Origin of the sequence: Actinoplanes sp. KI2 (genome assembly GCF_025630775.1) — a bacterium.
Lineage (GTDB): Bacteria > Actinomycetota > Actinomycetes > Mycobacteriales > Micromonosporaceae > Actinoplanes.
This window is the reverse complement of the sequence record NZ_JAOSZE010000009.1, coordinates 19,980-35,275: the sequence shown is the minus strand read 5'-3', so window position 1 is coordinate 35,275 and position 15,296 is coordinate 19,980. Positions and strand designations below refer to the sequence as shown.

Genomic DNA, 15,296 nt, shown 5'->3' with positions numbered 1-15,296 from the left:
CGCTGAAGGGGAACGTCGGGGTGGTCTCGACATCATCCGACGAGACCGGCCGGGCCGGCGACGGTTGATGGACCGAATGGTCGCAACGAAGGAATACCGGTACGCGATCAGCGCGGGTCCGGCCGGTGAACGCGCCGAGTCCGCCGGGAGCGACGGGCCCCGCGACGACAGCGCGGCTCAGGGCACCACCACGACCGGCCAGCGGCCGACCCGGATCAGACCGGCGGCGACCGACACGCCGCACCGCCGCCGCCAGCCGCGGGACACCCCGACCACGACCATGTCGGCCCGGACCTCGTCGGCGATCGCGGACAGGCAGTCGGTGGGCCGGCCGACGCGGCTGACGAACGTGACCGTGCCGGGGCAGTCCTCGACCAGCGCGCGGACCTCGGCCTCCACGGTCCGGCTCAGCTCCGCGCGCAACTGCGCCAGCAGGCCACCGCCGCCCATCACCGCCCACTCGAACGGACCGGGCGCGATCACGTAGGCGACGACCAGCCGGCAGCGCTCGCGGCGGGCGATGCCGGCGGCGTACATCGCGGCGCGCAGGGACGTGGTCGAGCCGTCGACCCCGCACAGCACCACGCGTGACGAGATCATGTGCCCGAGCCGGTGTCGATGCTGGCGGCCGGAATGCGCACCTCCACGGTCGAGGCCTGGATCAGGCTCGGCGACCGGATCGTACCGCGGAACTCGGTGCACCAACGGGTCGACGCCGAGGGTGGCCCGGGTCCGGTAGCCTTGCCGGGCCTGTCGCCGAGACCCGGACCGAGGATGACGTCGAACCTGAACACGGCCCCGCCCGGGCAGGAGATCGTCGTCGATCTCGGCCGGCTCCGGCCGCAGCTCGTCCGGGGCGTCCGCGTCTTCGTCGAGACGATCGCCGTTCCCACCCTGCTGCTGTACGTGCTGCTGCAAACCGCCGGCCTCGCGTGGGCCCTGTCCGCGGTGATCGGCTGGTGCGCCCTCGTGCTGGCCCTGCGCCGCGTGCTGGGCCATCCGCTGCCGAGCACGCTGCTGCTGAGCGCGGGCATGCTGTGCGGGCGGGCGGCGCTGGCTCTGGTGCTGTCCAGCGCGCTGGTCTACGTGCTGCAGCCGGTGGTCGGCTCCGCCCTGCTCGGGGTCCTCTTCCTGGCTAGCGCCGCGATCGGCCGGCCGGTCACCGTCCGGCTGGCCCGGGATTTCGTGTCGCTGCCCGCCCACCTGTTCCAGCACGACGGCATCCGCCGGCTGTTCACCCGGGTGACCGTCGCCTGGGGCGTGTCCCGCCTGCTCGACGCCGCGATGAGCCTGGGCCTGCTGCACTGGGGCGTCGGCTTCGGCCTGGTCTCCCGCCCGTTCTTCAGCGGCCTGCTCAGCGCGCTGACGATCGGGCTGTGCGCCATCTGGGCCCTGCGCGCGCTGCGCCGGATGGGCGTCACCCTGCGCCTGAGGTCCTCTGAGAAGGAGGCTCAGGAACGGTACGCGGGCACGCCCAGCAACTCGTCCACGGTCACGAAGCGGTAGCCGCGCTCGATCAGCCCGTCCACGGTGAGCCGTACCGCCTTGACCGTCTGGGTGCGATCGCCGACCCGCCCGTCGAAGCCGTCGTGGAAGATCAGAATGGTGCCGGGGCGGGTCTGCGCGATCGCTCGCCGGGCCATCGCCGCGCCGTCGCGGTGGAACACTTCCAGAGGGTGGCAGAACACGCCGGCCACCGGCTCGAGCCGCCGCTGCCGCAGCATGCGCAGCAGCGCGGGCTGGCGCCACAACCACGGCGTACGGGCCAGGGCCGGGGTGCGCCCGAGCCGCTCGGTCAGCACGTCCTGGGTCCGGTCGACCTCGCGGCGGAAGGCGCCCGGCCGCAGGTACGTGGTGAAGCGATGGGTCAGCGAGTGATTGCCGATCACGTGACCGCCGGCGGCGATCCGATCGGTGGCCGCCGGATACCGCTGCACGCAGCGACCCACCTGGAAGAACGTGCCCCGGATGCCGCGGCTCTCCAGAAAATCGGCGATCTGCGAGGTGTACGGCTCGTTGGGCCCGTCGTCGAAGGTCAGTGCCACCACCCGGTCCCGCGGGTGCGAACGGTACGGATAGCGGCCGAACACCTGCGACTGCGGCAACATGAACAGCGCGTACGCCAGCACCAGCGCCGCGACCAACCCCAGGGCTACCACCGGATGTCGTCCAGGTCGGTGTGCTGCTGCACGTAGCTGACCGCGTTGCCGGCCTTCTCGGCGAGGTACGCCCGCGGCTGCTGGAACGCGAACAGCACCAGCGTGGCGACCAGTCCCGCGGCGGCGAGCCGGAGCCGGCCCGAGGGCCGCCGGCGGCGACTGTCCCGGAAGGCCGGGGCCGAGCCGATGACGCGGCGGCCGGTGACCCGGTTGAGCGCGTACGCGGAAAGGTAGAAGACGAACAGGCAGACCACGACGTTGTAGAAGAACCCGCGGGTGAACCGCCGCCCCGAGGTGAAGGTCGGGTTGGTGTGGTCGTAGACGACCCGCCCCTCGTGGCGCATCCGGCGCAGCAGGTCCAGCTCGTCGCCGCCCTGCGTCAGGTGGACGTCGTAGCCGGTCCAGCGGTCGCGGCGGAAGGCGATGTTGGTGGCGGTCACGTAGAGGGTGCGACCGGTCGCGCGGTAGATGCCGTGCACGGCGCCGAACAGGGACCGGGCGAAGATCCGACCCCAGCGCGGGCCGTCGGCGTACCGGCAGGGACCGACGACCAGCACGACATCGTCACCCGACCGGAAGCCACGATCGATCTTCGAAAGCCAGTCCGGCGGGTACGTGGTGTCCGCGTCCGCGGAGATCACGATCTCGCCGCGGCTGGCCACGGTGCCGGCCTCGCGCGCGTTGCACACCCCGGGCGCGGCCTCGGTGACCACCCGGACGCCGAGGTCGCGGGCGATCTGCGCGGTGTCGTCCGTGCAGTTGTTGTCGACCACCACGATCTCGTACGCGCCGTCGAAGTCCTGCCGCTGCAGGGACCGAATCGCCTCGCCGACGTAGCCCGCCTCGTTGTAGCAGGGGATGACCACGCTGAACCGCAATGTCATGGCCATCACTGTGCAGCCGTGACGCCGCCGGAGCCATAGATGATCACCCCGATTTCCACCCCGAGATTTAGGCCGGGTAGGCGGCGCCGTTGACGTTCAGCCGTATCGCGTAAACGGAGGTCGTTGCCGTGATGAACAGGTGGTTGCGCCGGGCTCCGCCGAAGACGAGGTTCGAGGTGATCTCGGGGACCTGGAGCTTGCCCAGCAGGGTGCCGTCCGGCGCGAAGCAGTGCAGCCCGTCATGGGCCGCCGCCCAGATCCGGCCCTCGGCGTCCAGGCGCAGACCGTCGAACGTGCCCGCGTCGCCGGCGGCGAAGACCTCGCCGCCGGCGAGCGTCGCACCGTCCGCGACGGCGAACTTGCGGATGTGCCTGCGGCGCGAGTCTCCGATGTAGAGGGTGCTCTCGTCGGCGCTGAAGGCCAGTCCGTTCGGGCGGTCGAAGTCGTCGGCGACGCGGTGGACTGCGCCTCGGGGGTCGATCCGGTAGACGTGGCAGCCGTCGAGCTCCGCGGTGGCGCGGATCCCTTCGTAGTCGCTGTCGATGCCGTAGCTCGGATCGGTGAACCAGATGCCGCCGTCCGAGTGTTCGACCACGTCGTTCGGGCTGTTGAACCGCTTGCCCCGGTACCGATCGGCCAGCACGGTGAGCGATCCGTCGTGCTCGACCCGGGTCACCCGGCGGGTGCCCTGCTCGCAGCTCACCAGCCGGCCCTGCCGGTCGAGCGTGCGGCCGTTCGCGTAGTCGGCCGGCTCGCGCAGGACACCGACGGCACCGGTCGTCTCGTCCCAGCGCAGGACGCGATCGTTGGGGATGTCGCTGAAGACCAGATATCGGCCCGCCGGGACGTACGCGGGGCCCTCTGTCCACCGGCCCGCGTCGAAGATGCGCTCCATCCAGGCGTCCCCGCTGACGGGCCGGAAGCGCTCGTCCAGAACCTCGAACCGCGCCCTGATCTTCTCCACCATGGGCTTCTTTGTACTCCCGTGGCGGCTCCCGTGGCGGCGGGAACCCCCACGGGCCGGTCAGGTCAGGGCGGCCGTGTAGACGTTGGTGTGGCCGTCGGTGTTGTCGGTGGAGGCCATGAAGATCTTGTGGTCGGCCACCGCCAGCGGGCCACCCAGGTAGCCCATCTGCTCACCCAGCTGGAGCAGGGCGATCGGCTGGCAGACGGTCGCGCCGCAGCCCCGCAGGGGATAGGAGAAGAACCCCGAGTCGACCGGGAACCCGGAGGCCGGGCCCTTGCCGACGAGCACCACGTCGCCGACCACGACCGGCGGGGAGGACGGCGCGGTGGCAAAGCTCAGGCCCATCCAGGTGGGTTGGCACTGGGCCTGGCCGCAGCCGGCCAGCGGGTAGGCGAAGACGCCGCCGATGAACTGCGGGTCGATGGTGTCGTTGTCGCTGGCCAGCAGGGTGTTGCCGGCGATCGCCAGACCGCCCTCGACGCCGAAGCCGCCGGTGAAGTAGCTGCGCAGCGGCTTGCAGACGGCGTGCCCACAGCCGCCGCCGGCGAACGCCATCAGGTGGTAGTCGGTGTTCACGCCGTCGCCGAAGAGCGTCGACGAGCCGGCAAAGACGGTGCTGCCGGAGATCGCGACGCCGGTGCCGGGTCCGCCGAGGTCGGCGGTCCAGGTCGGCTTGCAGGTGGCCGAGCCGCAGCCGGCGGCCGGGAAGGCCAGCAGGCGGCCGGTGAAGAGTTCGGGCGTCGACTGGAACGAGTCGACGTACACGTAGCCGTTGCCGGCCGCGGCCGTGTGCAGGTTCTCGTTCGTCGCGCCGGCCCCGGTCCACAGTGGCGCGCAGCTGGCCCGGCCGCAGCCGGTGGCCCGGAACGCGTACAGGTGGCCGGTGAAGTCGCCCACGTAGGCAATGCCGTCCGCGACGGTGACCGAGCCGGTCGCGCCGTCGAGCATCCGGCCGGTCCAGAGCGGCCGGCAGGTCGCCGCGCCGCAGCCGGCGGCCGGGAACGCGAACAGCGCATGGACGTTGGTGGACGCGACGAACACCACACCGCCGGCGACGGCCGGGCTGGAGTCGATGCTGCCGTCGATGTGCGCCGTCCAGAGCGGCTCGCAGGAGTCGGCGCCGCAGCCCGCGCTTGCGAACACCGACAGGTCGCCGTCGAAGTCGGTGATGTAGAGGCGGCCACCGACCACCACCGGACCGCCGTGGTTCTGGCCGTTGTCGTCGAAGTGGGCCTTGGACACCACTTTCACGTTCGCGATGTTCTGCGAGGTGAAGGCGGTCTCGGCCGGGTTGGTGCTGGTGTGCAGGGCGTTCTGCCCGTACTGCGGCCATTCGTTGACCGGGGCCGCCGTCGCCGCGGCCGGTACGGCCAGGCCGGCGATGACGAGAGCCAGCATCGTCAGATATCGAAAAGCACGCAAAGTTCCCCCAAACTTCGTGCCGTCAATGACGACCGTCAGTGTCCGGCCGCCGCTGAAACGCGCCTGGAACGAAGCTGAAAGGGAGTCAGAGAACCCGGCCGAACAGGCGGCGGGCCTGATCGGCGCGGAGGCCGACGAAGGTGCCGACGGCGGAGACCAGGATCGTGCCGGGGTCGGCCTCGGTGGCGATGTAGCCGGTGGCGGTCACCCGGCGCCCGGCCACCTCGTCCACCGCCGCGGTGAGCCGCAACGGCGTCCGCAGCGGCACCGGCGCCCGGTAGGTCGTGTCCAGCCGCACGGTCATGCCCGGGTTGCCGGCGGCGGCCACCGCGTGCCCGAGGATCTGGTCGAGCAGCATCGCGCTCACCCCGCCGTGCGCGTACGTCGGCGGCCCCTCGAAGGCCAGCCCGAGCGTGCAGCGGCCGATCGCCATCCCGGCCACCACCTCGATGCGCAGCGGCGGGGCCAGGGCGCTGCCGTGGCCGATCACCGGGTTGTACATGCGCACGCCGCGCGCCGGGTCGTCGGCGGCGGGCACGGCGGCGTCGCGGGCCGAGTCGCCCAGCCGCGCGGCGATCTCGCGGGCCTCGGCGGCGGCCCGCAACAGATCGGCGGCGGGGGCCTCGGTCCAGGTGGCGTGCTCGACCAGCGTCCGCAGCGCGTCGCCCAGATCGGTGATGGCCTCGCGCCGGGAGGCCTGAGTGTCGTCCACCCGCTCAGCATCGCTGCCCACCGGCGGCTCGAGCTAGTGAATCAAGTCACACTGCTATAACCTGTTCTAGTTGCTCTATCGAGGGAGGGACGCGATGACCAAGGTGACCGTCGAGGCCGATGCCAAGGCAGATCCGCAGCGGGTCTGGGAAGTGGTGGCGACCCCGTCACGGGTTCAGGAATGGAACACGATGCACGAGGGATTCACCGGCGAGGTTCCCGCGACCCTCGGCGAGGGCGACACGTACAAGCAGCGGGTGAAGCTGATGGGCATGCCCGCCGAGATGGCCTGGCGGGTCACCACGGCGGCCGCGCCGGGGCGGCTCGAGCAGGCCGGCGACGGGCCGATGGGGGTCAAGGCGAAGAACGTCTTCGTGATCGAGCCGACCGACGCGGGCTCGCACATCACGTACGAGATGGAGTTCGTCGGCCCGGCCCTCAAGGGCCCGATGGCCGGCATGCTGGAGAAGCAGGCCGGCGCCGCGGGCAAGCAGGCCCTGGAGAAGCTGGTCGCGCTGCTCGGTTAGGGCGGTTCGGGGCCGGCCGGGTGGCCGGCCCCGGGGCACACGACTACTGGTTGAGGTCGACGACCTCGGCGTCGGCCGGCTTCTTCAGGTCGGTGAAGGTCTTGCCGAAGTCGCTGAACGCGAAGCTGCCGTCGGCGCCGCCGTCGATCCGGATCGGGTACGGCGCGCCCGTGGTCGCCACGTACAGCGTGCCGCCCTTCGAGTCCTTCACCCCGACGGTCGGGTAGTCACCGATCTGCTTGCCCGCAACCTTGGTCACCGTGCCGGCGGGCTTGAGGATCTCGTCGACCTTGACCGACTCGAAGAAGGAGCTCAGGTCGCCGCCCTTCTTCTTGACGATCAGCCACCGGTTGCCCATCAGCGCGATGACCGTCTTCGCCTCGGCGGCCTTGAGGCCGCCCAGCGTGGTCCAGAACGCCGCGTTCGGCTTCATGTACTGCTTGCCGCCGACCGAGAGCAGCTCGACGGTGGCGGTGCCGACGCTGAGCCTGCCCAGGGCGTCGGTGCCGCGGACCTCCATGTCGAGGTTGAGCTTCTGCCCGTCCTCGGTGGTGGTGCCCTTGGCCCGGAACGACTTGGCGTCCTTGAGCGCGGCCTTCGCCTTCGTCACGATCTCGGCGGCGGTCAGCCCGGCGACCCCGTTGCCGGCCGCCGCGCTCGCGGTGCCCGTAGCGGTCGCCGTCGCGCTTTCCGTCGGCGCCGCGGCCGCCGAGGTGGCCTGCGTGGCGGTCGGTGCGGCGGCGTCACTGCCGGAGTCCTTGCAGCCGGCGAGCGCTCCGCCGAGCGTGAGCAGGGCGACTCCGCTCACCGCGAATGACTTGATCCTCATTTGTGTGTTGCTCCCGGGGGGTCAGGTGGCACGTAGATCGCGCGACCGGCACCGTACCCACCCCGGGTTGCAGATTCGGTGCTAACGCAGGAGCAGCCGGCTTGCCAGTTCGAGGTGGTTGGCGACGTCGTTCGCCGAGGCGCGGCGGGTCACCCAGGCCACCAGGTTCGACAGCCAGACGTCGCCGATGACCCGGGCGATGGCCCGGTCGTCGGCGGTCGGCTCGCCGTCGTGCATGGCACGGGTGAACATCTCCTCCATCAGGCGGGCCACCGCGTTCACCTCGGCGCTCGCCGACGGGTCGGCGAACATGAACGCCCGGGTCATCGCCTCGGCGAGCAGTGGCTCGCGCTGCATCGCCCGGGTCACCCGGGCGAGCACGAACTGCATGCGCTCGTGCGGGGTGTCGCCGGGGATCGGCTTGCGCTCCAGCTTCTCCTGGATCCCTTCCAGCTCCAGCGCGAGCGCGGAGACCAGCAGATGGATCTTCGAGGGGAAGTAGCGGTACAGCGTGCCGAGGGCGACCTCGGCGCGTTCCGCGACGGTGCGCATCTGCACCGCCTCGTAGCCGCCCTTGGAGGCGAGCTGCAGCGTCGCCTCGAGGATCCGGCGACGCCGGTCGCGCTGGGCGGCGGAGCCCTGCTCGCCGTCGAGCGTGCTGCGTGCGGCGCCAACACTAGTATTCGTTCTCGGTGCTGCCATCGTTACCTCTCGCGGCGGCCTGGGTCCTCTCATCAGCGTAGCAACGCAATGTTTCGTCAACCGAACTGGAACGTGTTCTAATGGCGGAATGGGTCCGGACTTCGCGCTCGACGAAGCTCAGGAGGCGATCGTGCGCCTCGCCGGCGAGGTGCTGAGCGACAACGCCGACACGCCGGAACGCCTCTGGAAATCGCTCGCCCAGGCCGGCCTGCTCGGTCTCGCGGTGCCGGCCGAACTGGGCGGCGCCGGGCTCGGCCCGGTGGAGACGGGCCTGCTGCTCACCGAGATCGGGCGGCGCGCGGCCCCGGTGCCGGCCTGGTCCACGCTCAGCCTCGGCGTGCTGCCGCTCGCCCGCTGGGGCGGCGCCGAGCAGCAGCGCGACCTGCTTCCGGCCGTGCTCGAGGGCCGGGTGCTGACCGCCGCGCTCGGCCCACCGGGAACCGGGACGGACCGGGTCACCGGACAGTGGAGCGTGGCGCCCGACGCCGACCGCGCCCATCGCGTCATCGTTCCGACCGAGTCCGGTCTGGCGCTGGTCGATCCGGCCGGACCGGGCGTGACCGTCCGGCCGGTGCTGCGCCTCGAGGACGCCCCCGCCGAGCCGATCGGCGGCAATTACCAAGACCTTTCCGCGTACGCGGTGGCGGGGGCCTGCGCGCTCGGCGACGGGGCGCTCGCCGGTGCGCTAGCGATGACCGCCGGCCACCTCCGCGACCGGCATCAGTTCGGCCGCCCGCTCGCCACCTTCCAGGCCGTCGCCCAGCAGATCGCCGACGTCTACATCGCCTCCCGCACGATGCACCTGATCTCGCTCACGGCCGGCTGGACCCTCGACGAACGGGACCTGGCCATCGCCGCGGCCTGGCTGGCCGGCGAGGCGTTGCCGGCCCTGCGCACCTGCCACCACCTGCACGGCGGTCTCGGGCTGGACGTCGAGTACCCGCTGCACCGGCACACCGCCCTGGTCCGCGATCTGGTCCGCGACTTGGACCGGCTGGGAGCCGATGGTGTTCATCGACCTGTCTGAGGAGCAACACGATCTGCGGGCGCGCCTGCGGGCGTACCTCCGCAAGGTTTTGTCGCCCGAGGAGCGCGCCGTGCTGCTGCGGGAGAGGCACGGCCGGGTTTACCGCGAGCTGGTGCGGCGACTCGGCAGCGACGGGTGGCTGGGCCTGGCCTTCCCGGCCGAGTACGGCGGGGGCGGGCTCGGGCCGATGGAGCAGCAGATCTTCGTGAACGAGGCGGCCCGCGCGGACGTGCCGCTGCCCGCGGTGACGCTGCAGACCGTGGCGCCGACGCTGCTCGCGCACGGCTCGGCCGAGCAGAAGCGGTTCTTCCTGCCGCCGATCCTGGCCGGGGAACTGCATTTCGCGATCGGTTACACCGAGCCGGAGGCGGGCACCGACCTCGCCGCGCTGCGCACCCGGGCGGTGCGCGACGGCGACGAGTACGTGGTGAACGGCCAGAAGACGTTCACCACCGGCGCGCACGACGCCGACTACCTGTGGCTGGCCTGCCGCACCGATCCGGACGCGCCACGCCACAAAGGACTGTCGATCCTGATCGTCGACACCGGCGATCCGGGCTACTCCTGGACGCCGATCATCACCTGCGACGGTGCGCACCACGTCAACTCCGTCTACCTCAACGACGTGCGGGTGCCGGTCGCCCGCCGGGTCGGCGCCGAGAACGGCGGCTGGCGCCTGCTGACCACCCAGCTCAACCACGAGCGCGTGATGCTCGGCCCGGCCGGCCGGCTCGCCGCCATCGTCGATCGGGTTTCGTCCTGGTCGAAAGATCAAGACCATGCCGACGTACGCCGTGCGCTGGCTCGCGCTCGCGCCACCCTGCGGGTGAACGAACTGCTCAACTGGCAGGTGGCCGGCGCCGAGCCGAACGCCGCGGACGCCTCGGCCACCAAGGTCTTCTCGTCCGAGCGCCTGCTGCGTCACGCCCAGGAGCTGGAGGAGGCGGTCTGGCGGCACGGCGATCCGGGCGACCCGGCCACCGCCGAGCTGCTGACCTGGCTGGACGTGCAGGCCAAGCGCAACCTCGTGCTGACCTTCGGCGGCGGGATCAACGAGATCCAGCGGGAGATCATCGCGGCGGCGGGCCTCGGGCTGCCCCGGGTGCCGAGGTAGGGGGCGGGCATGGGCATCGAGGACGCCGCGCGACGGATCGCCGCGGCCGGGCCGTCGCCGGCTCGGGTGGCCCGCGACCCGGTGAACCGCCCGGCGATCCGGGACTGGCTGGCCGCGATCGGCGACGACAACCCGGTGTACGAGCGGGACGGCGTGGCGCCGCCCGCGATGATCCAGGTGTGGACGATGCCGGGCCTGCCGGGACTCCACGATCCCGCCGATCCGCTGCGGGCCATGTCGGGCGTGCTCGACGAGGCCGGCTTCACCTCGGTGGTGGCGACCGACTGCGCCCAGACGTACCACCGCTATCTGCGCGAGGGCGAGACGGTCGCGGTGCGCGGCCGGCTCACCGACGTGACCGGGCCGAAACGGACCGCGCTGGGCGAGGGCTGGTTCGTCACCACCGACAGCACCTGGACGGTGGACGGCGAACCGGTGGCCGAGATGCGGTTCCGGGTCCTCAAGTTCCGGCCGGGCACCGCGCGGCCGGCGCCGCCGCCGAGCGCGCCGATCCGGCCGGTGACGAGCCCGGACACGGCGTTCTTCTGGGACGGCGTGGCGGCGGGCGAACTGCGCGTGCAGCGGTGCGGGGACTGCGGGGCGCTGCGTCATCCGCCGGGGCCGGCCTGCCCGTGGTGCGGTGCGCTCAAGCCGGAGTACGCCGTCGCGTCCGGCGGCGGGCGGATTCACAGCTACGTGGTGCACCACCATCCGCCGCTGCCCGGGCGGCGGTCGCCCGTCGTGGTCGCGCTGGTCGACCTGGACGAGGGGGTGCGGATGGTGGGGGAGTTGCTGGGCGTACGACCGGACGACGTGCGGATCGGGGCGCAGGTGCGGGCCGAGTTCGCGGCCGGGCTGCCGGCGTGGCGCCCGGCCGGGCAGCGGGTGCTGCCGGCGTGGGAGCTGGCGGTGACGCCGACCGTGGTGGTCAGCACGGCGCTCGCCACCCGCGACTTCCAGGACGTGCACCACGACCGGGACGCGGCCGTGCGGCGCGGCGGCAAGGACATCTTCCTCAACATCCTGACCACGACCGGGCTGGTGCAGCGGTACGTGACCGACTGGGCCGGCCCGTCGGCGGTACTGGGCGGCATCGCGATCCGGCTCGGGGCGCCCTGCTATCCGGGCGACACGCTGACCTTCACCGGGTCGGCGTGCGGTGGCGAGGTCTCGGTCAGCGGGCGGACGGCGGCGGGGGAGCACGTCGCCGGGACCGTGCGGGTGGCGTCGTGATCGCGCGGGCGGCGGCGATCGCCGGTATCGGGGCCACCGAGTTCTCCAAGGACTCCGGGCGCAGCGAGCTGCGGCTGGCGGTCGAGGCGGTGCGCGCCGCGCTGGACGACGCCGGGCTCCAGCCGTCCGACGTGGACGGTCTGGTCACCTTCATGATGGACGACAACGCCGAGATCGCGGTGGCCCGGGAGATCGGGGCCGGCGAGCTCACCTTCCTGAGCCGGATCGGGTACGGCGGCGGGGCCGCGTGCGCCGTCGTCCAGCAGGCGGTGCTCGCGGTGGCGACCGGCATCGCGCGGACGGTGGTCTGCTATCGGGCGCTCAACGAGCGCTCCGGCCGCCGGTTCGGGCAGGCCACGACGGCGCCCGGCGTGGACGCGAGCTGGCACTACCCGATGGGGCTGGCCACCCCGGCCGCGATGGTGGCGATGGTGGCGATGCGCTACCTGCACGACTACGGCGCCACCACCGACGACTTCGGCCGGGTCACCGTGGCGGCCCGGCGGTACGCGGCGACCAACCCGGCCGCGTGGTTCTACGGCCGCCCGATCACCCTGGAGGAGCACCGGGCGTCGCGCTGGATCGCCGAGCCGCTGCGGCTGCTGGACTGCTGCCAGGAGAGCGACGGTGCGGTGGCGCTGGTGGTGACCTCGGTGGCGCGGGCGCGGGACCTGCGCCGCCCACCGGCCGTGATCGCGGCGGCGGCGCAGGGGAGTGGGCCCGACCAGTTCACGATGACCAGCTACTACCGCGACGAGATGGCGGCGCTGCCGGAGATGGGCGTGGTCGGGCGGCAACTGTGGGGGCAGTCCGGGCTCACGCCGCGGGACGTGCGCGCGGCGGTGCTCTACGACCACTTCACGCCGTACGTGCTGCTGCAGTTGGAGGAACTGGGGTTCTGCGGTCGCGGCGAGGCGCGCCATCTGATCGCCGAGGGGCGGCTGCCGATCAACCCGAACGGCGGGCAGCTGGGCGAGGCGTACATCCACGGCATGAACGGCATTGCCGAGGCCGTGCGGCAGATCCGCGGCACCGCGGCCAACCAGGTCGCGGGGGACGGCCCGGTGCTGGTCACGGCCGGCACCGGGGTTCCGACGAGCGGGTTGATCCTCAGCGCGGCGTGATGACGGCGTCGGCCAGCGCCGGGGCGTCGTCGCGGTCGGCGACCGTGGTGAGCAGGACGAGGCGGCCGTCCTCGCGCCAGATCCGGGTGCGCAGCGTCTCGCCCGGGAAGACCACGCCGGCGAACCGGGCCGAGAAACCGCCGAGCCGGTCCGGGTCACCGTCGAGCACGGCGTCGACCACCGCCTTCGCCGCGATGCCGTACGTGCACAGGCCGTGCAGGATCGGCCGGGGGAAGCCGGCCAGCCGGGCGAACGCGGGATCCACGTGCAGCGGGTTCCGGTCGCCGAGCAGCCGGTACCAGAGCGCCTGCCGCGGATCGGTCGGGGACAGGACCTCGGCGTCCGGCCCGCGCTCGGGCGGCGGCACCTTGGTGGACGGGCCGCGGTCGCCGCCGAAGCCGCCCTCGCCCCTCGCGAAGATGCTGATCCGGCTGGTGAACAGCTCGGTGGCGGTCTCGGTGACGACCACCGCGGCGCTGCCCTTGTCGTGGACGGCGGCGATCCGGGCGCGCGTGCGGGTGCGGCCCTTCACCGGGATCGGGCGGTGCAGCTCGAGCTCCTGCCGGCCGTGGACGACGCGGGCCAGGTCGATGTCGATGCCCGGCATCGTCACCGTGGGCGGCTCGGTGTCCCGCAGCGTGGTGGCGACCGTGGCGAAGGTGGGCAGCACGCCGCGGAGGGCGCCCTCGTAGACGTAGGAGAGGTCGTCCGGGCCGGCCCCGACGGCCAGGTGGTACTGCAGGACGTCGGTGCTGTCCCAGGCGAGATCGCGGCCGGGCAGCTCGGCGCCGACGGCGACGGCGGGGTCGATCGGCATCAGTGCTCCTTGGCGAGGTCGTGGGCGGCCTGGTCGTGGGCGGCCTGGTCGTGGGCGGCCAGGTCGAGGGCGGCCAGGTAACCGAAGGTCAGCGCCGGGCCGAGGGTCGCGCCCGCGCCGGCGTAGCTGCGGCCCATCACCGCGGCGCCGGCGTTGCCGGCCGCGTACAGGCCGGCGATGACCGTGCCGTCCGGGCGCAGCACCCGGGCCCGCTCGTCGGTGCGCAGGCCGCCCTTGGTGCCCAGGTCGCCGGGGACCATCCGGAACGCGTAGAACGGCGGTTTGGCCAGGGCACCCAGGCAGGGGTTCGGCCGTTGCCGGGGGTCGCCGTAGTAGCGGTCGTAGGCCGAGTCGCCGCGATGGAAGTCGTCGTCCCGGCCGCTCGCCGCGAACCCGTTGAACCGCCCGACGGTTTCGCCCAGCGCCTCGGCCGGAACGCCGATCGCCGCGGCCAGCTCGCCGAGCGTTGCCGCCTTGTGTGCCACCCCGGCGGCGAACCAGCGGCGAGGCAGCGGCGTGCGCGGCCCTCGCCCGGCGAACAGATACCGGTCACGGTAGGTCTGGTCGGCGATCAGCCAGGCGGGCAGGGTCACCGAGGACGCCAGCATGGCGTGCACGGCATCCACGTACGGCGCGGCCTCGTTGACGAATCGCCTCCCGGTGCTGTCCACCATCAGGCAGCCGGGCTGGTTGCGCTCGGCCAGGCAGAAGTACGGGCCGCCGGTGAGCGGGATCGACGGCCCCCACCAGGCCTCGTCCATCAGGTCGAGCGCGGCGCCCAGCTGTGCGCCCGCCTCGATGCCGTCGCCGGTGTTGCCGGTCGCGCCCACCGTCCACTCGGTGCCGATATCCTGATATTTCCGGCGCATCGCCTCGTTGTGCTCGAAGCCGCCGCTGGCCAGCAGTACGCCCCGCCGCGCGCGGAACAATCGCTCGCCCGAGCGCACGCCGACGACCCGGACCGGCCCACCGCGCGGCCCGCCACCCGGCACGGCCCCGCCGTAATCCGGCTCGGCCCGGCCGTCCGCCGGCACCGCCCGGCCGTCACCCGCGGCCGGGTCGCCGCCTCCGACGATCAGCGCGGTCATCGGAGTCTCCAGCAGCACCGGAACGCCCGCCTCGCGCAGCCCCGCCCGCAGCCCCGCCGCCAGGGCCTGTCCCATGGTGAGCCGCCGCCGCCCCAGCAGCCGCGCGGCCAGTCCACGCCCGGCCAGCCGGGCCACGGTGACCACCGACCGGGGGTGCCTGGTCCCGAGCGCCAGCCACCGGTAGTCGACCTGGGTGACCGCCACGCCGTCCGGCGCCGCCTGGTAGGGCGGGGCGAGACCGGGCTCGGCCAGCCGGGCGTCCAGCGGCTTCGGCTCGATGCTGCGGCCGCCGGCCATGCCGCCCGGCGCCTCCGGGTAGTAGTCCGGATAGCCCGGCACCCACGCGAAGTCGAGCGGGGTGTGCGCGCGGACGAACGCCAGCACCTCCGGCGCCGCGGACAGGAACGCGTTCTGCCGTTCCGGGTCGGCGTCGGGCCCCGCGACGTGTGCGAGATAGACCGCGGCGTCCCCGTGCACCCCGGCCCGCTCGAGCACCTCGTTGCCCGGCATCCACAGTCCGCCGCCGGAACGTGCCGTCGATCCCCCGTAGGAAGAAGTCTTTTCCAGCACCACCACGCGCAACCCGTGGTGCGCCGCGGCCAGTGCCGCGACCATGCCCGCGCCGCCGCTGCCGACCACGACAACGTCGTATTCCTCTTCCGCCACCGTCACTAGAACAGGTTATAGTTTTT

General features: G+C 72.7%; 16 protein-coding genes. 6 read left to right on the top strand and 10 right to left on the bottom strand.

The annotated features are described in order from the left end of the window. Positions 1 to 177 precede the first annotated feature (177 nt). Positions 178 to 600: a universal stress protein gene (locus tag ODJ79_RS11145; RefSeq protein ID WP_263023294.1), complete on the bottom strand. Its 423-nt coding sequence runs from the start codon at positions 598 to 600 to the stop codon at positions 178 to 180. Between ODJ79_RS11145 and ODJ79_RS11140 the strand changes: the two genes are divergently transcribed. Beyond that, on the top strand, positions 601 to 1,506 hold the full coding sequence (locus tag ODJ79_RS11140) for a hypothetical protein (protein WP_263023293.1): 906 nt from the start codon (positions 601 to 603) through the stop codon (positions 1,504 to 1,506). Here the strand turns inward: ODJ79_RS11140 and ODJ79_RS11135 are convergent. The 5 genes from ODJ79_RS11135 to ODJ79_RS11115 form a co-directional block, all read right to left on the bottom strand. Further along, positions 1,452 to 2,159, bottom strand: a complete 708-nt coding sequence (locus tag ODJ79_RS11135; protein WP_263023292.1) for a polysaccharide deacetylase family protein — start codon at positions 2,157 to 2,159, stop codon at positions 1,452 to 1,454. The two genes, ODJ79_RS11140 and ODJ79_RS11135, sit on opposite strands and share 55 nt — an antisense overlap. Beyond that, entirely contained in the window at positions 2,153 to 3,043 is an 891-nt protein-coding gene (locus ODJ79_RS11130) for a glycosyltransferase family 2 protein (protein WP_263023291.1), read from the bottom strand. The genes ODJ79_RS11135 and ODJ79_RS11130 overlap by 7 nt, the downstream gene beginning before the upstream one ends. A 67-nt stretch (positions 3,044 to 3,110) precedes the next feature. Then, a complete protein-coding gene (locus tag ODJ79_RS11125; protein ID WP_263023290.1) occupies positions 3,111 to 4,010 on the bottom strand; it encodes an SMP-30/gluconolactonase/LRE family protein in 900 nt (299 codons plus the stop codon). Positions 4,011 to 4,067: 57 nt separating this feature from the next. Continuing rightward, positions 4,068 to 5,408, bottom strand: coding sequence for a PQQ-like beta-propeller repeat protein (locus ODJ79_RS11120; RefSeq protein WP_263023289.1), 1,341 nt, complete (start codon positions 5,406 to 5,408; stop codon positions 4,068 to 4,070). A gap of 109 nt (positions 5,409 to 5,517) precedes the next feature. After that, entirely contained in the window at positions 5,518 to 6,144 is a 627-nt protein-coding gene (locus tag ODJ79_RS11115; protein ID WP_263023288.1) for a PaaI family thioesterase, read from the bottom strand. Positions 6,145 to 6,238: 94 nt separating this feature from the next. Here ODJ79_RS11115 and ODJ79_RS11110 point away from each other — a divergent pair, with 94 nt between their 5' ends. Continuing rightward, the gene (locus ODJ79_RS11110; RefSeq protein ID WP_263023287.1) at positions 6,239 to 6,670 is read left to right on the top strand and encodes an SRPBCC family protein; all 432 of its coding nucleotides are present in this window, start codon (positions 6,239 to 6,241) and stop codon (positions 6,668 to 6,670) included. Between the two features lie 43 nt (positions 6,671 to 6,713). Here ODJ79_RS11110 and ODJ79_RS11105 read toward each other — a convergent pair whose 3' ends face one another. Together ODJ79_RS11105 and kstR are read right to left on the bottom strand one after the other, a co-directional pair. Beyond that, on the bottom strand, positions 6,714 to 7,499 hold the full coding sequence (locus ODJ79_RS11105) for a hypothetical protein (protein WP_263023286.1): 786 nt from the start codon (positions 7,497 to 7,499) through the stop codon (positions 6,714 to 6,716). Positions 7,500 to 7,580: 81 nt separating this feature from the next. Then, positions 7,581 to 8,201, bottom strand: coding sequence for a cholesterol catabolism transcriptional regulator KstR (kstR, locus tag ODJ79_RS11100; protein ID WP_263023285.1), 621 nt, complete (start codon positions 8,199 to 8,201; stop codon positions 7,581 to 7,583). A gap of 88 nt (positions 8,202 to 8,289) precedes the next feature. Between kstR and ODJ79_RS11095 the strand changes: the two genes are divergently transcribed. From ODJ79_RS11095 to ODJ79_RS11075, 4 genes are read left to right on the top strand one after another with little or no spacing between them, the layout of a single operon-like run. Next, positions 8,290 to 9,228, top strand: a complete 939-nt coding sequence (locus ODJ79_RS11095) for an acyl-CoA dehydrogenase family protein (RefSeq protein WP_263023284.1) — start codon at positions 8,290 to 8,292, stop codon at positions 9,226 to 9,228. Beyond that, positions 9,209 to 10,342 (top strand): acyl-CoA dehydrogenase family protein, encoded by a 1,134-nt coding sequence (locus tag ODJ79_RS11090; RefSeq protein WP_263023477.1) that lies wholly within the window; start codon positions 9,209 to 9,211, stop codon positions 10,340 to 10,342. Before ODJ79_RS11095 ends, ODJ79_RS11090 begins: the two co-directional genes overlap by 20 nt. Positions 10,343 to 10,351: 9 nt before the next feature. Further along, positions 10,352 to 11,575 (top strand): OB-fold domain-containing protein, encoded by a 1,224-nt coding sequence (locus ODJ79_RS11085; protein ID WP_411267297.1) that lies wholly within the window; start codon positions 10,352 to 10,354, stop codon positions 11,573 to 11,575. Next, entirely contained in the window at positions 11,572 to 12,699 is a 1,128-nt protein-coding gene (locus tag ODJ79_RS11075) for a lipid-transfer protein (RefSeq protein WP_263023283.1), read from the top strand. Before ODJ79_RS11085 ends, ODJ79_RS11075 begins: the two co-directional genes overlap by 4 nt. Here ODJ79_RS11075 and ODJ79_RS11070 read toward each other — a convergent pair. Together ODJ79_RS11070 and ODJ79_RS11065 are read right to left on the bottom strand one after the other, a co-directional pair. After that, entirely contained in the window at positions 12,686 to 13,516 is an 831-nt protein-coding gene (locus tag ODJ79_RS11070; protein WP_263023282.1) for a MaoC/PaaZ C-terminal domain-containing protein, read from the bottom strand. The genes ODJ79_RS11075 and ODJ79_RS11070 overlap by 14 nt on opposite strands. Beyond that, complete coding sequence (locus ODJ79_RS11065) at positions 13,516 to 15,219, bottom strand: FAD-binding protein (RefSeq protein WP_411267301.1); 1,704 nt, start codon at positions 15,217 to 15,219, stop codon at positions 13,516 to 13,518. Before ODJ79_RS11065 ends, ODJ79_RS11070 begins: the two co-directional genes overlap by 1 nt. Between the last annotated feature and the right edge of the window lie 77 nt (positions 15,220 to 15,296).

What these genes read in the sequence shown, in the direction of transcription:
- kstR (WP_263023285.1), bottom strand. Translation starts at nt 8,201, where the DNA reads ATGGCAGCACCGAGAACGAATACTAGTGTTGGCGCCGCACGCAGCACG.
- ODJ79_RS11145 (WP_263023294.1), bottom strand. Translation starts at nt 600, where the DNA reads ATGATCTCGTCACGCGTGGTGCTGTGCGGGGTCGACGGCTCGACCACG.
- ODJ79_RS11130 (WP_263023291.1), bottom strand. Translation starts at nt 3,043, where the DNA reads ATGACATTGCGGTTCAGCGTGGTCATCCCCTGCTACAACGAGGCGGGC.
- ODJ79_RS11120 (WP_263023289.1), bottom strand. Translation starts at nt 5,408, where the DNA reads ATGCTGGCTCTCGTCATCGCCGGCCTGGCCGTACCGGCCGCGGCGACG.
- ODJ79_RS11085 (WP_411267297.1), top strand. Translation starts at nt 10,352, where the DNA reads ATGGGCATCGAGGACGCCGCGCGACGGATCGCCGCGGCCGGGCCGTCG.
- ODJ79_RS11065 (WP_411267301.1), bottom strand. Translation starts at nt 15,219, where the DNA reads ATGGTCGCGGCACTGGCCGCGGCGCACCACGGGTTGCGCGTGGTGGTG.
- ODJ79_RS11110 (WP_263023287.1), top strand. Translation starts at nt 6,239, where the DNA reads ATGACCAAGGTGACCGTCGAGGCCGATGCCAAGGCAGATCCGCAGCGG.
- ODJ79_RS11105 (WP_263023286.1), bottom strand. Translation starts at nt 7,499, where the DNA reads ATGAGGATCAAGTCATTCGCGGTGAGCGGAGTCGCCCTGCTCACGCTC.
- ODJ79_RS11125 (WP_263023290.1), bottom strand. Translation starts at nt 4,010, where the DNA reads ATGGTGGAGAAGATCAGGGCGCGGTTCGAGGTTCTGGACGAGCGCTTC.
- ODJ79_RS11070 (WP_263023282.1), bottom strand. Translation starts at nt 13,516, where the DNA reads ATGCCGATCGACCCCGCCGTCGCCGTCGGCGCCGAGCTGCCCGGCCGC.
- ODJ79_RS11095 (WP_263023284.1), top strand. Translation starts at nt 8,290, where the DNA reads ATGGGTCCGGACTTCGCGCTCGACGAAGCTCAGGAGGCGATCGTGCGC.